This window comes from Prevotella multiformis DSM 16608 (assembly GCF_000191065.1).
GTDB lineage: Bacteria > Bacteroidota > Bacteroidia > Bacteroidales > Bacteroidaceae > Prevotella > Prevotella multiformis.
Window position 1 is genome coordinate 500,280 of the sequence record NZ_GL872282.1, and the last position, 16,269, is coordinate 516,548.

13 protein-coding genes are annotated in these 16,269 nt (G+C 52.7%); 2 read left to right on the forward strand and 11 right to left on the reverse strand.

The annotated features are described in order from the left end of the window. Positions 1–39: 39 nt before the first annotated feature. Both HMPREF9141_RS02125 and hpt read right to left on the reverse strand, forming a co-directional pair. Positions 40–612, reverse strand: coding sequence for an adenylate kinase (locus HMPREF9141_RS02125; RefSeq protein ID WP_007366780.1), 573 nt, complete (start codon positions 610–612; stop codon positions 40–42). Further along, positions 612–1,151, reverse strand: a complete 540-nt coding sequence (gene hpt, locus HMPREF9141_RS02130) for a hypoxanthine phosphoribosyltransferase (protein WP_007366781.1) — start codon at positions 1,149–1,151, stop codon at positions 612–614. The genes HMPREF9141_RS02125 and hpt overlap by 1 nt, the downstream gene beginning before the upstream one ends. A gap of 92 nt (positions 1,152–1,243) precedes the next feature. Here hpt and HMPREF9141_RS02135 point away from each other — a divergent pair, with 92 nt between their 5' ends. Beyond that, positions 1,244–2,761, forward strand: a complete 1,518-nt coding sequence (locus HMPREF9141_RS02135) for a bifunctional ADP-dependent NAD(P)H-hydrate dehydratase/NAD(P)H-hydrate epimerase (RefSeq protein WP_007366782.1) — start codon at positions 1,244–1,246, stop codon at positions 2,759–2,761. A gap of 303 nt (positions 2,762–3,064) precedes the next feature. Here HMPREF9141_RS02135 and HMPREF9141_RS02145 read toward each other — a convergent pair whose 3' ends face one another. Beyond that, positions 3,065–4,081 (reverse strand): class II fructose-bisphosphate aldolase, encoded by a 1,017-nt coding sequence (locus HMPREF9141_RS02145; protein ID WP_004351503.1) that lies wholly within the window; start codon positions 4,079–4,081, stop codon positions 3,065–3,067. A gap of 1,157 nt (positions 4,082–5,238) precedes the next feature. Here HMPREF9141_RS02145 and HMPREF9141_RS02150 point away from each other — a divergent pair. After that, positions 5,239–6,060 (forward strand): Cof-type HAD-IIB family hydrolase, encoded by an 822-nt coding sequence (locus HMPREF9141_RS02150; protein WP_007366784.1) that lies wholly within the window; start codon positions 5,239–5,241, stop codon positions 6,058–6,060. Between the two features lie 98 nt (positions 6,061–6,158). Here HMPREF9141_RS02150 and HMPREF9141_RS02155 read toward each other — a convergent pair whose 3' ends face one another. The 8 genes from HMPREF9141_RS02155 to HMPREF9141_RS02190 all read right to left on the reverse strand — a co-directional run bounded on the left by HMPREF9141_RS02155 (position 6,159) and on the right by HMPREF9141_RS02190 (position 16,209). Beyond that, positions 6,159–7,964, reverse strand: coding sequence for a MutS-related protein (locus HMPREF9141_RS02155; RefSeq protein ID WP_007366785.1), 1,806 nt, complete (start codon positions 7,962–7,964; stop codon positions 6,159–6,161). Positions 7,965–7,994: 30 nt separating this feature from the next. Further along, positions 7,995–9,317: a thioredoxin domain-containing protein gene (locus HMPREF9141_RS02160; RefSeq protein WP_007366786.1), complete on the reverse strand. Its 1,323-nt coding sequence runs from the start codon at positions 9,315–9,317 to the stop codon at positions 7,995–7,997. 30 nt (positions 9,318–9,347) lie between these two features. Then, positions 9,348–10,022: a hypothetical protein gene (locus HMPREF9141_RS02165; RefSeq protein ID WP_007366787.1), complete on the reverse strand. Its 675-nt coding sequence runs from the start codon at positions 10,020–10,022 to the stop codon at positions 9,348–9,350. A 43-nt stretch (positions 10,023–10,065) separates the two neighbouring features. Then, positions 10,066–10,854, reverse strand: a complete 789-nt coding sequence (locus HMPREF9141_RS02170; RefSeq protein WP_040554350.1) for an Omp28 family outer membrane lipoprotein — start codon at positions 10,852–10,854, stop codon at positions 10,066–10,068. 5 nt (positions 10,855–10,859) lie between these two features. Beyond that, positions 10,860–12,491 (reverse strand): DUF6029 family protein, encoded by a 1,632-nt coding sequence (locus HMPREF9141_RS02175; protein WP_007366789.1) that lies wholly within the window; start codon positions 12,489–12,491, stop codon positions 10,860–10,862. Continuing rightward, positions 12,488–12,988, reverse strand: a complete 501-nt coding sequence (locus tag HMPREF9141_RS02180; protein WP_007366790.1) for a TlpA family protein disulfide reductase — start codon at positions 12,986–12,988, stop codon at positions 12,488–12,490. The genes HMPREF9141_RS02175 and HMPREF9141_RS02180 overlap by 4 nt, the downstream gene beginning before the upstream one ends. Positions 12,989–13,339: 351 nt before the next feature. Then, a complete protein-coding gene (locus tag HMPREF9141_RS02185) occupies positions 13,340–14,212 on the reverse strand; it encodes a hypothetical protein (protein WP_007366792.1) in 873 nt (290 codons plus the stop codon). 17 nt (positions 14,213–14,229) lie between these two features. Further along, positions 14,230–16,209 (reverse strand): TonB-dependent receptor plug domain-containing protein, encoded by a 1,980-nt coding sequence (locus tag HMPREF9141_RS02190; RefSeq protein WP_007366793.1) that lies wholly within the window; start codon positions 16,207–16,209, stop codon positions 14,230–14,232. Positions 16,210–16,269 lie beyond the last annotated feature (60 nt).

Sequence of the window (16,269 nt, forward strand, 5' to 3'; positions counted from 1 at the left end):
AGGTATTCGTCCATTCCCGACACCTATCAGCAGAAGCCATTACAGTGAGTCAATAACAGACTCTATTCTGCTAAAGATCTCGTCAATCGTACCTAAGCCCTCTACATGATGATGAATACCCTCACTTTTATACCAATCTATCAATGGAGAAGTCTGTGTGTGGTAAACATTGAGCCGCTTCTTGATGGTCTCCTCGTTATCATCAGAACGGCCGCTCTGCTGCCCGCGGAGGATCAGACGGTTCATCAGCTCGTCCTCGGGAACGAAGAGTTCGATCATGGCAGCCACGTTATGCTCCCGTTCCGCCAGCATCTTCTTCAGTGCTTCAGCCTGTGGGATGGTACGCGGAAACCCGTCGAAAATGACCCCCTTGTGCTCCTTGCCGAAGCTGTCGTACACGCCTGCCAGAATGTCGACCATCAGCTCATCCGGGATGAGCTGGCCATTGTCGATGTATCCCTTGGCGGTCTTTCCCAGTTCCGTCCCGTTCTTGATCTCGTTGCGGAGCACATCCCCGGTGGAGATATGTCCCAGCCCGTACTTCTCAATCAGCTTGTCGCTCTGGGTACCTTTTCCTGCACCCGGCGCACCGAAAATTACAATATTCTTCATTATTCTTTCACTAAAGTATAAATGTCTCTCAGATTGCGGCCTTCCTGATCATAGTCGAGCCCGTAGCCCACGATAAAGTCGTTCGGAATCTCAAACGCCGCATACTCGATGTCCAGGGGGACGGTCAGCTTGCCCGGCTTCAGCAGCAGGGTGCAGATGTGCAGCCCCGCCGGTTCCCGTGTACCGAGCGTCTCGAGCATCCGTTTCATCGTGGCGCCCGTGTCAACGATGTCCTCAACGATGATGACTTCCCTGCCCCGGATGTCCTCGTTCAGTCCTATCACTTCCTTGATCGCACCGGTGGAGGTTGTCCCCTGGTAAGAAGCCAGCTTGACAAACGAGATTTCACACGGAATGGTTATGTTCTTCATCAGGTCGGCAGCATACATGAACGAGCCGTTCAGCACCGCAAGAAAGAGCGGGGTCTTCCCCTCGAAATCCTTGTTTATGCGGTCTGCTATCCGCTTTACTCTCTCCAGTATCTCGGCTTCAGGAAGGGAAGTCTCAAACGTTTTGTCCTTGATTGTTACTCGACTCATGTCTCTTAAATCTATAATTTAGCGCAAAATTACGAAAATAATACCAAACTATCCCATACGATTAGCATTAATTTTGTAAATTTGCCATCGTTATGAAGATATTCACAAGTGCCCAGATTCACGAACTGGACAGATACACCATAGAGCACGAACCCATCAAATCCATCGATCTGATGGAACGTGCGGCAAAGGCCATCACCCGGGCCATCACCGAGGAATGGGCGATGCATACGCCTGTCGTGGTTTTCGCCGGTCCCGGCAACAACGGTGGTGACGCCCTCGCCGTGGCACGCCTGCTGATCAACGAAGGCTACAGGGTCAGGACTTTCCTCTTCAATATCACCAACCACCTGTCCGACGACTGCGTGACGAACCGCCAGCGGCTGCGTGACGGCAGACACGCCAAGGACTTCACGGAAGTCACTTCCAAATTCGACCCGCCCGAACTGACCGCCGACACGCTCGTCATCGACGGGCTCTTCGGCTCGGGGCTCAACAAGCCGCTGGCAGGGGGCTTCGCCTCTCTGGTGAAATACATCAACCAGAGCCCGGCCAAGGTCGTCAGCATTGATGTCCCGTCCGGCCTGATGACCGAGGACAACACCTATAACGTACGGGCCAACATCATCCATGCCTCGCTCACACTGACCCTCCACGAGAAGAAACTGGCCTTCTTCTTCAGCGATGCCCAGCAGTTCATAGGCCGGCTGAAGGTCCTGGACATCCGGCTGAGCCAGGAGTATGTACAGAAAGCGGAGGCACAGTATTACGTACTGGAAGAGAACGACATCCGCTCGCGGCTGCTCCACCGTGACGACTTCTCGCACAAAGGCAGCATGGGGAATGCACTCATCGTAGCCGGCAGCTATGGCATGGCCGGAGCCGCCATCCTCGCCACCCGTGCCTGTCTGCGGAGCGGTGTGGGAAAGGTGACGGCACTTACGCCGAAGAAGAACTATGACATCATGCAGATCTCGGTCCCTGAAGCGGTCCTGCACATGGACCACGAAGAAACGGCCTTTACAGAGGCTGTCGACACCGACGACTTCGATGCACTGGGCATCGGGCCGGGGCTGGGCAGGCAGGAGCCGACGGCGATTGCGATGATTGCACAGATCCGCCGGGCACAGTGTCCCATCGTGGCTGATGCGGATGCCCTGAACATCCTTGCCAGCCACCGGGCATGGATGCAGCAGCTGCCCAAGGGAATCATCATGACACCCCATCCGAAGGAGCTCGACCGGCTGACGGGTTCGCCGGCCAACGCCGACTTCGAGCGGCTTCACCGTACCCGTGAGCTTGCGAAGTCGCTGCAGGCTTATATCCTGCTGAAAGGGCACAACAGCGCACTCTGCCTGCCCAACGGAGACGTCGTCTTCAATCCGACAGGCAACAGCGGCATGGCGACAGCCGGCAGCGGAGACGTGCTGACAGGAATCATCACCGCCCTGCTCGCACGTGGCTATAACCAGCAGAATGCCTGCATCGTGGGCATGTATCTCCACGGACTGGCCGGCGACCTGGCAGTGAAGACCCTCGGCAAAGAGAGCCTTACGGCGGGCGACATCATCGACTACCTTCCACAGGCGTTCAGGCTCGTCGATGACTGACCCATCCGGGCAGGACGGCCGGAGGAGCACATACCCGATACCGTTCCCGCACCTCCAGACGGATGCAGACAGGGAGCAGAACGGAACAGCAGGGCAATGTCCATGTCCGGTTCCGGCGGTCATGCCGGACGAATGGAAAGAAACTGAAAAGCGATGGCTTCCTTTGGCGGAAGCCATCGCTTTTTTATTTCAGATAAGTTCCAAAAGAACCGCACCGGAACGCCGGTACAAGATGCCCGGCCGGTCCAAGATGTCTTTTCGGACCTGACATTATCGAGACCCGGCCGGCCTCAAATGCCGTGATCAGTCACAGTTGACGAGCTTGCCGTCAGAACCAAGCACATCGGTGATCTTGTGCTTGTACAGATCCACCATGTACTCACGGGCCTTGCCGCAGTACTGACGCGGGTCGAAGTATTCTGGGTGCTCATCGAATGTCTGACGAACACCAGCGGTGAAGGCGAGACGGGAGTCTGAGTCGATGTTGATCTTGCAGACAGCACTCTTGGCAGCCCTGCGGAGCTGATCCTCCGGAATACCTACTGCATTAGGCAGCTTGCCGCCGTGTTCGTTGATGATGTCAACATACTCCTGTGGTACAGAAGAAGAACCGTGGAGAACGATCGGGAAGCCCGGAAGCTGCTTCTCGATGGCTGCGAGAACATCGAATGCCAATGGAGGAGGAACGAGACGGCCAGTCTTCGGGTCACGCGTACACTGCTCCGGAGTGAATTTGTAGGCGCCGTGAGAAGTACCGATGGAGATGGCCAGAGAGTCGCAGCCCGTGCGGGTAGAGAAGTCTACAACCTCTTCAGGCTTGGTGTAGTGAGATACCTCTGAAGCGACCTCGTCCTCGACACCGGCGAGGACACCCAGCTCAGCCTCGACAGTCACGTCGTACTGGTGTGCATACTCAACGACCTTCTTGGTCAGGGCGATGTTCTCCTCGTATGGAAGAGCCGAACCGTCGATCATTACAGAAGAGAAGCCGAAGTCTACGCAGCTCTTGCAGGTCTCGAAGCTGTCGCCGTGATCCAGATGAAGAACAATCTCCGGATGATGGCAGCCCAACTCCTTCGCATACTGTACAGCGCCTTCTGCAAGGTAGCGGAGCAGTGTCTGGTTGGCATACTTGCGGGCACCCTTGGAAACCTGGAGGATTACCGGTGACTTCAGCTCGGAAGAAGCCGTGATGATAGCCTGGAGCTGCTCGAGGTTGTTAAAGTTGAATGCCGGGATAGCATAACCGCCGCCAATTGCTCTCTTGAACATATCACGTGTGTTCACGAGCCCTAATTTCTTGTAATCTACTACTGCCATAATTTCTTATGTTTTAAATAATGAATAACTCGATACCTATTTACATCTGCAAAAGTACGATTTTATTTTCTGATTACCAAGACATGGCGCCAATTAAACAGGCACGAAATGTTAAATTGCGTAATCATCCATGGCAGTCGGACGGGATGGTCTGACACAGGCACCGGCAGGTCGGGGAAAAGCACACATCCGTAAGCTGTCATGGGCAGGGCAGGTCGCTCCACCCCCGGAAGCGGCCGCGTTCACTCCCTGCCTCTGTGTGACGGTTCATCAAAGTGATAGTCTCACGAGACAAACCTTATCACTCCAAATCCCTGAAGACCCGCAAAAACGGTTCTTCCGTTCAATGCGCGGATGCGTTCCGCATAGCCTTGACGGAAGAACCGGAGTGAGTCATTCAACAAAAACATAGCCAGGATCCTCCTGGCTGCCTATTCTATCATCATCCGACACAAAAACCTTTTCATTTTAATACGCAGGAAAGACAGACAAGATTTCGAAAAGTCATTACATAATTTCAAACGGATCATCTGCAAATATAAAAACACACGTGCAAAAATCAAGTCTGCAACCAGCAGTAAACCAACAGGTTATTGAGCCATTCGTAAAAGGTGCTTGATTGGACTTCAAAAGGGCGTTGGCAACACGCTAATAAAGCACCTGTTGCAAGTCAATCAGGCATCTGTTAGAAGCCAGAAGAGCATGTGTCAGCTTCGGGCTGCACAAAAATGTTTACAGACACCGATGATAGGAGAATAAGTTGTCTGCCGAAGACGGAATCTATTTTCGGATAAACGCCATTCATCATTCTCACAGACAAATGCCCTGATAAAACTCTCGGATACCTTAGAGCTGCTCCACACACCGGAGGTGCCCCCATCATGGGGTTTTAACCTCCTCCCCCCCAGCCTCCGTGTGATATTTCATCAAAGTCATCAACGCACGAGGCAAACCTTATCACTCCAGATCCCTGAAGACCAAAAAAAAGCCGTACCTTTGCATCCTCGCAGGGCAGATTCCACCGGGAGAGGAACCGTCTACGTTCCTCGAACGCCTGTACGGGCAGCCGTCAGGCACGGCACCGGGCCTTTCCGGCGACCTCTGCCTCTTCACTCCCCGTCCTTGGAAAAGGACCGGATACGCATAAACAAACGAACATGGAATACAAGATGATCGTGCTGGACCTGGACGGCACACTGACCAACAGCAGAAAGGAAATCACCCCCCGCACGAAGCAGGCGCTCATGCAGGCACAGGCAGGCGGCCTACACGTCGTACTGGCTTCGGGCAGACCGACTTACGGCATCATGCCGCTGGCAGAGGAACTGGAACTGAAGCGGCACGGCGGCTTCATCCTTGCCTTCAACGGCGGGAAAATCATCGACTGCACGGACAACAAGGTGCTCTTCGAACAGAAACTGGACGAACGGTTCGTCCCGCTGCTCTACCATGCCGCGAAGGAAGCCGGCATGGCCATCCTGACCTACCAGGGCGAGGGCATCGCCGCCACCGACAAGGCGAACCGGTATGTACAGGAGGAGGCATTCATCAACAAGATGCCTGTCGTGCAATACGACGACTTCCTGAACCAACTGGTCTATCCTGTCGACAAATGCCTGATCGTAGGCGACCCTGCCCCACTCCACGAACTGGAACTGCGCCTGGACAAGGAGCTGGAGGGGAAGATGGAAGTGTACCGCTCGGCCGATTACTTCATAGAGTGTGTACCGCTCGGCATCGACAAGGCCCGCTCTCTGAGCCGCCTCATTGCCGTCCTCGGCATCCGGAAAGAGGAGGTGATCGCCTGCGGAGACGGTCACAACGACCTCAGCATGATACGCTTTGCGGGGCTGGGTGTCGCCATGGCGAATGCCGCCAAGGAAATCCAGGCAGAGGCCGACTTCGTCACGCTCTCCAACGAGGAGGACGGCATCGCACACGTAATCGACCGATTCATCCTCCCCAAGGGTCAGGGCTGATCCTGCTGAAGGCCGCCTCCGGCGGACTGCCTGTCTTCCCGGCAGGCAGCTTCTTCCCGAAAAGAGCCATTCAGCCCTGTCGCCTGCAGACCGCCGGACTATCCCAGTATTCCTTTCAGCAGGAACGTGGCATTCTGGTTGCGTGCCACCCCTTTTGTAATCTTATAGGAATAAGTGATGTCCTCGCCCAGTCCGATTTCAAAGCAGTAGTTGTGGAAGCGGGCGGGCTGTTCGTCTTCCAGCTTCGACAGTTCGAGGTCGTGCGTGGCGATGACGCCTGTGACGTTCCGACCGGCGATGTGCTGCAGGAAGAGACGTGAGCCGTTCAGCTTGTCGAGCGAGTTCGTACCCTTCAGTATTTCGTCAAGGATGATCAGGCTCGGCACACGCTCGTCCAGTGAGGAAAGCAGCTGTTTCAGACGGAGCAGTTCGGCATTGAAGTAGGAGATGCCGTGGGTGAGGTCGTCGGTGGTGCGCATACTCGTGAAGAGATGGAACACCGAGACCCTCAACTGGCGGGCAAAGACAGGCAGACCGTTCATCGCCAGCAGATAATTGATGCCTATGGAGCGCAGGAAGGTGCTCTTGCCTGCCATGTTCGCACCCGTGATGATATAATACTCATGGTCGAGGATATTGAAGTCGTTTGCCACAGCCTGCTCGCCGAGGAAAGGATGATAAAGCCCTTTCGCTTCATAAACCACCCTGTCGTCCCCGCTGATTTCAGCCTGCGCCGCCCTGTCTTCATTCAACCGGTAGTTGCCCATTGACACCAGTGCGTCAAAGAGATTCAAGGTACCGATCCACTCGTCTGTGCGCTGTTCATACGTATGCTGCCAGCGCAGGAAGAGCCGTATGATGGTGATGTCTATCAAGGCAAAGCTGTTGAAGATGAATACACCGACCTCGTTGCTTCTGTTGTCAATCTTCTGCAGGATAAGTTCCAACCGTTCAAAAGATTCTTCCGCACCCGAAAGTTTCTTCTTCAACGCCTGGAGTTCAGCCGATCTGAACCCGGTCTTGTCGATCAACTTCAACACCTGCAAGTAGCCATCCACCTGTGTATGTACCTTTGCGATCAGCCCGGAGATAACACGCATGTGCTTATGCCCACTAAGGAAGGAGAACATAAAGTTGAACATTCCCCACCACACGGGCAGCAAGGATGGAACCAATCCCATGATAGAAAGGACGATACTCACGTAGAAACCGAGCAGGTCAGCATAACAGAAATAACGAAACAGTGGACTGTGGAAGACCTTTGGGAAGGTCTGATGATAAACAGCTGTCAGTGCTTTCAACACCTCTTCCGTATTGATACGCTCCTTAACGCCCAAGGATTTGAAGGCTGACAGGAATGTTTCCTCTTGTCCCAGTTCGTCGACAGCCTCCGTTCTTCGTCGGATCTGCCCGACAAGCTCTTCTCTCTTCGCACTTCCCCATTCCGTAGACAGACAGGCTGCCAAACGGTCACTGCCACCCGTTGAGATACTACGGTTCATCCTTTGGAACAGCGAACCTGTACCGAAGACATCCATATCGAAGGTATAGGAATGTTGCGGACAGACATATTGCTCGCCAGCTTCAAAGCCCGAGAAATTACCATGCTGATAGTCTATCTCGTTCTGATAAACCTGCAGCAACGCTTCCCCGGCCTTTATCCTGCGGTCGTTCCGCACATCAAGACGCCGGATGTAAAGATATAAAAACAATGCAGCCAAGGCACAAAGAAGTGCCCAGGCTGCATTATCTAATAAGGTGTAGAGAACTACAAATCCTATTGCAAGTAAAAAAGAACCTATCTCCGTCAGAATAAAAGCCCGACTATGATTGCGGAGAGAGACGAGCATCCTGCCTGTCTCCTCTGCCTTCTGCTGATATAAAACAGTCAAATCTTTATTCATAACGCAAATAAGTAATAAACTGAAGCTGCATCAACGTGTTACAACTTCTTTACACACACGTCCGTCGCTGTACTTCACAATGTTGATACCCTTCTGTGGAGTCGTAATACGACGACCGTCAAGTGTGTAGCGTGCTGTTTCAACAACAGTTTCTTTTCCTTCTGAAACAGAAGAGATAGCAGTGGTATTGGCAGGAGAAATAGTGCACTTGGCAGCATTTTCAATTTGTCCTGTCTTGATGTTGATCAGCAATACACAGACTTTCAGTTTTGTCTTGTCCTGTATAAGTTTCTTACTGGAAATATTCCTGAAGACGTATGTATGGCTCTGCGGTCTGTCTGCCTTAATCGGAGTTTGGATGTAACCTGTCAAAGGAGCTTTGACACCTTCTGCTGCAATAGCGACAAAGTTGTTCTCAAGACCTTTAACAGCATAATCAGCCTTGATAAAGTAATCAAGTTCATCCGACACGCCAAGTTCTTCCGTTCTCCCCGAATAATAGTTGTTCTGATACCAGTTGGGATTTGACATTCCGTCTTCCGTCAGCACGTACGCAAAGCCGTATGCAACATCTTCCTTATCAACACAGAACGTAACACGAGGAGTAACCGTGATGTTCTCCTGCCGGTCATCCCACGTAGCTGTGACATCTATGTCCATATCAGCCCCTCTTGACCGTTCCTCTTCAAACTCGGTTATAGCCTTGACATAACCCAGAAAAAGATTTCTGTTCATGTGAAGTGTGGGACGGCTCCTGTAATCTGCAGCTTTCCAGGCATAGTCCGTACAACTTAATGGATCTGCTCTACCTCCTGTATGAACTGCAATACCAATGAAGTCATCGGGATAATTCTTTGCAAGATTCTCCATAAGCGCAATGCCGCGTGGACAGTAGCCACACCACATTGCCGTATATTCCTCTACCACGATTTTCCGATGGGGCACTTTCGTAACCGTAACTCTCGGAAGCGTAGCATGGTTAACTGAAGTACCATTAACCTCACCGTTCACTTTGGTAATCGTAAACAGAAGGTCTGTTTCCGAAACCTGTGTGTGGGGCGGTACATCCACCTCTATCGTCGCTCCCTCCATGCGGTTCAATGGTTCTGGAAGGACATAGTTCTTCGAAACCAATACTTCTCCATTGAAAGACAGCGTGTAGTCGAAGTTGCGGATAACTGTGCTGCCATAATTGGTAATCAGCAGCTTTCCTTTCGCACTCTTTGCCGTGATGGGTACATATACTTTCTGCCCTGTAGAAGGTATCAGGTTGTGATCCTCGGCACTGACATTACCTGCATGACAGATGACAGCGACGAGGAAAAGGAATTGTAGATAAAGTTTTTTTGACATATCAGATAGCGGATTATATGAGGTGAAAACTTAACGGACAATGTACTTGCGGGTAGAAACAATCCCCTTTGCATCTTTCTGCTTCACGATATAGACACCCTTAGGGAGTTCTGACAAAGACGTGAGTTGCCTGTGCAGCAATACGCCCCGGACGTTGAAGACATCGTAAGTGCCGCCGTTCTGTGAAGATGCGGACGCAATGCCTGCTGCCTTAGTATCGAACTTAACGGTAATCGTCGGACCTTCCTTCTCTTCCTCTGAACCAGATTCTTTTGTAGTAAGCTTCAGGGTAACTGTACATGTTTCGCTTTCTCCATAAGAATGCTTTACTTCAACAAATTCCTTATCGAGACCGACGGGGAAAAGCTTGCTGCCTAACTTATAAGTACCAACCTCCGAATGAAAAGTACAGTTTTCATACGCACAAACCTGTACATCCCCCTCATATATATCGTTAACAGTATAGGAAAGAGATACATTCAGGGCCTTATCCGCCCTGTTCTGAATATACACCTTTCCTGTAATTTTATTTCCCCCAGAAGTGAGGGGATCCTGTTCTACCTTATTCAGGACAACTGTTGTGTTGCTGGGGATAACTCTGCCTTGCTCATCTAAGAAGGCTACTTCGTTAGAACTTGTCTGTGCCTGTACACTGACAAAAAGACTGGTCAGCAGACCAAAGAACATCAGTAATCGCAATTTCATATTAAGTCTTTTAAATTTTATGTTTTAATTAATTGTAATCTGTTTATAAAAGGGAAACCTTTTGGCGGACAGCCTGCAACACACCGCTGTCGTTATAGAAGAATGCTACCACCCATGCTTTGCCCGGCACGATGCCGTCGGGAAGTGGGTAAGTGGTCTTTTCCTTCTGTACTTTCTTGGGAGTGAGCGTTAACTCCGCACCCCATTCCCCGTTGATGGCAGCACGGAACACATGATTATGCGTATACTCCTTGTCCAACTTATCCCCAGGGAATAGCTGTGGTGCAACGACTCCGTCCTCCACCAGCCAAAGCTGCAGCCTTCCCTGCATTTCTTCCGCCAGTGTCTTCAAGTCTGTTTCTATCTCCACATGGCGTTTGTCAGCGTCATACTGACATTTAAGGTCTATACCGACCGTTGTCGTCCGAGCGAACTCGTCATACACACGACCAGCCCAAGCATCCTTGGAGAGCACTCCTCCCCGACGATTGACAATGGCTTTCGGCACATTCGGCACAGCCCAATGCTTATAATAGGCATCGCCCGCATCTGTACGCAAGCCTGTAAAGCCAGACATGCTCTTGAATGAAAGCGGACCTGCATGGATGGCGACGGCTATCAGCTTGTCATCACCATAGCGGGCCTGCAGCTGTGTAATAGCCTCAGTAGCTGCAGGACAGAAGATGCAACGCTGCCCCGTGAAGTCTTCAATCAGCACATTGCGCTGAACAGTAGCTGCCGGGACTTCAATAAGCCGATCGTCAGATGCGACGGAATCGCAGCCGGTCAGAAGGGCAACGGCAGCCAGAAGAAAGATATATAACCTTTTCATTTCCATCAGAAGTTATAATTATAAGAGAGTGTAAGTCCTTTGGTTGCAGGAATATAACGACATACTCCGCCCGAACAGTTAAACCCTGCGCGGGTACGACCATAGCCTAATTGCAACCGATGTGCCCCACCACTGTAAGTTACATAGCCCTGATAATAATGCACATGAGTATTGCCTGCATTATAGAGGTCGCTCACCGTGAACATCCAATGCGGTGCAAGCGACAATTCCGCAAGCCCGAACGCCCAGTCCTTGTCACCATCTTTCGAGGAAAGGTACTGCCCCTCCACACGCAAGGTTGTCTTGGGTGCCAGCTTCTGCTTCACATCCGCCACGAAGATATGCGAACGCAACATGCCTCCATGTCCTTCGAGTAGAGTCTGGTTGTAACGCTGGTTCATGTACATAAGGTTTAGCTTCGTATCTTTACAGAGTCGTTTCTCCAGCTGTACATCAATATCCTGATAATAGGTGGATGCTCCCCACGCCCAGAACGGACTTCCATAGCCGTCGGTACCACTGCCACCTGTGTCATTCCTGCGCACTGAATGAACATGCGAGAAGTTCACTTTTGCCGTTGTACCATACTTACCTCCCATCATAGAACCTTTCAGAAAGGTATAGGCTGCCATCGCCTGATAAGCCCACTCGCCCTCGGGGCGTGTGGCATAGGGATAGAGTGCTGCCAGGGTATAGGTGTGTTCCATCGTGAATGGCGGCAGGTGATTGACGAAGGATGAGCTTCCCTCCATGCTTCTACTACTGCGAAAAGCCATATTCGTACTGCGCTTGGCTTGCAGGAGCAGACTCATTCCACGCTTCGAATAAGAACCCGAAAGCATTGCCACATAGCCATTGCGATAGATGTAACCATTATCATGGGAAGGATCTTGCGACTTCATTGCCATCTCTGCCAATACATTAAACGCACGATGCTGCACACGCAAGCGCACATCGAAGGCATTGACATAGAGAGGAAGGTGCAAACGGTGAGTCGGATCGGTCATTATCACCTCATCTTTCTCATACTTATTGACATAGGAGGCTCCCAGCGTAACATAGGTGTTATGCTGCTGGAGAGACTTACACAGCTCATCAATGTCCCATTCCACATCAGCTCCTGTCATCCAGCTTTTGTTGTGATTCCAATATCTACGCTGACGACCGGTGAGTGCCTTGATTGCGACACCAGCCCCAGGGCGGTAGCTTAACCGCACGCCCTGCAGGGAATTGTCAACACCGAGACTGCGCTCTTCATAGGAACGGAGAATGAAACCCGACCCGAACTGTTCGTAAAAACTGCCCAAGGTCAGCTCCGCATTCTTACAACGACCTTTCAGATAAGCGTAGGGAATGCCCCAACCTTTAAAATCGTTCTCGTATCCGGGGAGCGGATGCTTCAGATACTCCAGCCTTGCCCCGGCCTCTACATAACGGCTTGTGGCTTTCAGATCAAGATAAGTATTCGTCAGAAAACGTCCGTCAGAAGTCTCAGCTCCTGTCTTATCATCCTTTTCAGGCAGGAGAATATCGCTCTGAATACTCCCGGAAAGCCGCAGCCTGTCAGAAGACTCCTGTGCACAGAGCGGCATGAAGGCTGTGGCTGCGAGTAATCCTGTCAGTATATATCTTTTCATAGCGACTGTCTGCCGGCAACTTCTTTCACCTTTTCATAAAGCTCTGCTTCTGCACCGTCGGTATAGCCGTTGTGCTTATAGACGACATTCCCCTGTCCGTCAAGCAGTAAAGTGTAGGGTACTGACTGGATGCCCAACGCACGACGCAGCTCGCCGTTAGGGTCGAGCAGTACATCATACCGCCATCCGTTCTGGTCGACCAGTGGCTTCACCTTGTTGACATTCTGTGCCTGGTCGATGGATACGGCTACGATTCGCACGCCTGTTTCGCGCTGCCAGTCATCGTAAAGCTCGTCAATACTCTTGAGTTCACGATTACAAGGCTTGCACCAAGTAGCAAAAAAAGCAATAACAAGGGGCTTCCCGTTATTAGAAATAGTGTCGGTTTGTACAGTTCTCCCTTCTATGTCTTTGAGGATTACTTCAGGCAGGCGTTCTTGTGCACCGGCCGCAAAGCTGACCATCAGTAAACAAAGGGATAAAAAAAACTTTTTCATCTCGTTTAGTTAAAATGCGGCTGCAAATTTACGAAAAAAAAACGATACCACAAAGGCGGCTTACCCTTCCTTAAGGGCCGTTTTGCCGGATACCGATTCTCTCCCTCAGGTTCTCCTCTTCTTCTCTCTGCCTCCTGTCTGTCCGCAGACGGCTGAAAACGAGCAGCCGAGGTTCTTATACATGGATTTAGAGAAAGGACGTGCGCATTCAAGAACAGCGGCACGCATGGCTTTTTGAAACTATGCGTGCCGCTGTTTTATCCTATGATGTTTGCCGGAACAGAAACATATTAATGTCTTTCCTGCCATTTCCTTCCAGGGCAGCTCCCCGCCCCCTGTTCTGTATAGGAGTCAACTGCCGGCGCGTTTCCGCTTGGAAGCCTTCAGCCAGAAATAAGCCAGCAGGAGGATGAAAGCCGCAAGGATGCAGAGCAGCAGCGTGCTGTACTTCTCCGGTTCTACCCAGAACTCGTGGAAGAAGTTGATGCGTCCGAGGATCTCGACAGGTGTCCAGAAGACGATCACCGTCGCCACGGCCATGCGGATATTGGCTCCCCATGCGGCGATGCGGAGCTGGCGGCGGAGCATGAAGAGCGACCCGATGAAGCAGCCGATGCCCACGAGATAGGTCACAGGATGGTGGTCGCCGAGGAAGTTCTTGTCGTAGCAGAACATCAGCAGGAGGTAGAACGCCCAGAGGATCATGTTCAGCTCCATGAAGGTGATGATGGAGGTGTGGTGCGTCATGGGCTGCATGACGATTTTGTTCTTGCGCGCACCGAAGAGCTTTTCCTGAATCCACGTGATGAAGTCGCAGCCGTTGCGCGTGCTGAAGATGTACATCGTCATCACCATCATCCACAGCCCGAAGGAGGCCGGCATGATGAGGTATTCAGGTTTCGTGACGACGACGCCGTTCTCTATCTCGGGCTGCACGCCGTAGCGGCGGGCATAATAAAGGAAGAGGAACTCCACCCAGCCGGTCCAGAAGAGCAGGCCGCCGAGGAGTCCCCAGAGCGTCTGGCGGGTGTCGCCTTTGACGAACACGCCGATGATGACCATCACCAGTCCTGCGAAACCCATCATGAAGCCGGCATAATGTACGGCTTCGGGCTGCATGAACTTCTCCATCAGGATCATGAGGGCATGGCCCAGCGGCATCGTGAACAGTACAAGAATGAACGAGGCGAGCGTGCGCCACCAGTATATCTTTTTCTTTTCCATTGTCTGTAGGATGTGTTTCAGAACTTGAAGAACTTGTCCACATCAACCGACAGGCCTACCATCAGGTTCGTGCCGTCTGTCAGCGGACAGTTCAGATAATAATACTCCGGCTTGTAGTTGAAGAGGTTGTCGAGGATGACGCTTGCCTTCACCGCCTTGCCGATGCGCTGTACCAGCGAGAGCTTGAAGAGGGCGTAGGCGGGATAGTGGATGGTGCGTATGCCCTTGGAGATGTCGTAGTAGTCCACGAACTCCTGGTTGTCTACCGCCGACAGGAAGCGGCCGTCGAGACCGATGTTCAATCCGTATGCCGTCGAGAACTGTCGGTCCCAGTCGATGTGACCCGTCATGGAGTGCTTGCGGGCCGGGATGTACTGGTTGTTCACCGCATTGCTGTTCTTGTCCTTGGGCAGCCGCTCGTGCGTATAGGCGTAGGACAGGCGTGCCGTCAGTCCGTTCGGCCATCGTGCCTGTGCGGTGGCCTCTCCGCCGCTGACGGAGTAGTCGTCGAGGTTGAGATAGGGCAGATGGGGAATGCGGTCGGAGGGGTTCTTGTAGAACGGTGCGCCCGTGGCGATCTTGTCCCTGATCCGGTTGTAATAAGCAGCGAGGGTGAAGTTGTAGTGCCTGTGCGTATAGTCGGCCGAGAGGTTGAAGTTATGGCTCACTTCCGGCTTCAAGGCAGGATTGCCCTCAACAATCCATATCCCGGCCATGTCGAAGTTGTAATACTTCTCCTTCAGCGTCGGCGCACGGAAGCCCATGCCGTAGCTGGCACGGAAATTCAGGTTGCGTACGGGCTGGTAACGCACGCTCACCTTGGGTGTCAGGCGCGAGATGCGCCCGTCCGAGAAGTAGTCGTACCGCAGTGCGCCTACGGCTTCCCACTGCCGGCTGACGTTCCAGTCGTACTGTGCGAAGGCATCGAACGAATCCTGCCTGCGTGTCCGGTCCTCCAGATTCGTGTTGAAGAGATAGTCGTGCATGTAATCCGCTCCCAGCGAAAGGACATCGTCGCTTCCGAAAGTGTGGTTGTAAAGCAGGCGGAGGCTGTTCTGCACATTCGAGTAGTCGCGGATGTCGAGCCGTGTGATGCGCTGGTAGTCCGACTTGTCGTACTGGTCGAAGGCGTAGGAGAGGTCGAGACTGTTGTGCGTGTCCGGTTTCCAGATGCCGCGCAGTCCGCCCGAGAAGTCACGGTAACGCTCCGGCGTCTCCGAGGTGCGGACAAGCTGGCGGTAGAAGTAGCCGGCACGCCCTGTCAGCGAGAGCTTCTCGCTGGGCCGGTAGGACAGCTGCTCCTTGAAGTTCCACGTCGCATCGCCGTAGATGGTGGCCACGACGCGGGTCACGGGGTTGTCTCCGTTGTGTACGTCGTAGTTGTCCGACCTGTTCCGGTTGACGGTCAGCAGGTTGCTCCATCTGCCCGCTCCCTGCTGCCATGACAGTCCGTAACGCTGCTCATGGTGACGGCCCAGGCGGGCGTTGAGGTTGAGGGCGAACGGACGGATGCCGTTCTTGGTGATGATGTTGATGACACCGCCGGCCGCATTCGAGCCGTAGAGTGCCGATGCCGCTCCCTTCACGATTTCGATGTGGTCGACATTGTCCATGCAGAGCCGTGAGAAGTCGACGTCGTCCATCGTCTCGCCGGCGAGCCGTTCGCCGTCCACGAGGATCAGCATGCTCTGTCCGCCGAATCCCGAGAAGTTCATGTGTACCTGCTGGTTCATGGCGTAGGAGAACTCCACACCTGGCAGGACCTGTTGAAGGAGGTCGCGCAGATTGGTGGCATCGGCCTTGGCGATGTCGGATGCCGTGATGAGCTTCGTCAGCACGGGGGTGTTGGCAAGCAGCTTCGGCGTGCGCGTACCCGTCACGACGACCTGCTCCATTTCGACGCATTTGTAGATGGAGTCGCCCGGCAGGTCTGCCCGCAGCGCAGCGGGGAACAGGCACGACAGTGCCGGCAGGATAAAGACTGTTCGTTTCATCATATATCAGGAAGCCCACTGCCGTCTCCGCTTCTTCCGCTGGGGAATGACTGGAATGGAGGC

Excerpts from the sequence above, each read along its gene's own strand:
- hpt (WP_007366781.1), bottom strand. The coding sequence starts at position 1,151 with ATGAGTCGAGTAACAATCAAGGACAAAACGTTTGAGACTTCCCTTCCT.
- HMPREF9141_RS02135 (WP_007366782.1), top strand. The coding sequence starts at position 1,244 with ATGAAGATATTCACAAGTGCCCAGATTCACGAACTGGACAGATACACC.
- HMPREF9141_RS02175 (WP_007366789.1), bottom strand. The coding sequence starts at position 12,491 with ATGAAAAGATATATACTGACAGGATTACTCGCAGCCACAGCCTTCATG.
- HMPREF9141_RS02190 (WP_007366793.1), bottom strand. The coding sequence starts at position 16,209 with ATGATGAAACGAACAGTCTTTATCCTGCCGGCACTGTCGTGCCTGTTC.
- HMPREF9141_RS02185 (WP_007366792.1), bottom strand. The coding sequence starts at position 14,212 with ATGGAAAAGAAAAAGATATACTGGTGGCGCACGCTCGCCTCGTTCATT.
- HMPREF9141_RS02150 (WP_007366784.1), top strand. The coding sequence starts at position 5,239 with ATGGAATACAAGATGATCGTGCTGGACCTGGACGGCACACTGACCAAC.
- HMPREF9141_RS02160 (WP_007366786.1), bottom strand. The coding sequence starts at position 9,317 with ATGTCAAAAAAACTTTATCTACAATTCCTTTTCCTCGTCGCTGTCATC.
- HMPREF9141_RS02170 (WP_040554350.1), bottom strand. The coding sequence starts at position 10,854 with ATGAAAAGGTTATATATCTTTCTTCTGGCTGCCGTTGCCCTTCTGACC.
- HMPREF9141_RS02145 (WP_004351503.1), bottom strand. The coding sequence starts at position 4,081 with ATGGCAGTAGTAGATTACAAGAAATTAGGGCTCGTGAACACACGTGAT.
- HMPREF9141_RS02180 (WP_007366790.1), bottom strand. The coding sequence starts at position 12,988 with ATGAAAAAGTTTTTTTTATCCCTTTGTTTACTGATGGTCAGCTTTGCG.
- HMPREF9141_RS02125 (WP_007366780.1), bottom strand. The coding sequence starts at position 612 with ATGAAGAATATTGTAATTTTCGGTGCGCCGGGTGCAGGAAAAGGTACC.
- HMPREF9141_RS02155 (WP_007366785.1), bottom strand. The coding sequence starts at position 7,964 with ATGAATAAAGATTTGACTGTTTTATATCAGCAGAAGGCAGAGGAGACA.
- HMPREF9141_RS02165 (WP_007366787.1), bottom strand. The coding sequence starts at position 10,022 with ATGAAATTGCGATTACTGATGTTCTTTGGTCTGCTGACCAGTCTTTTT.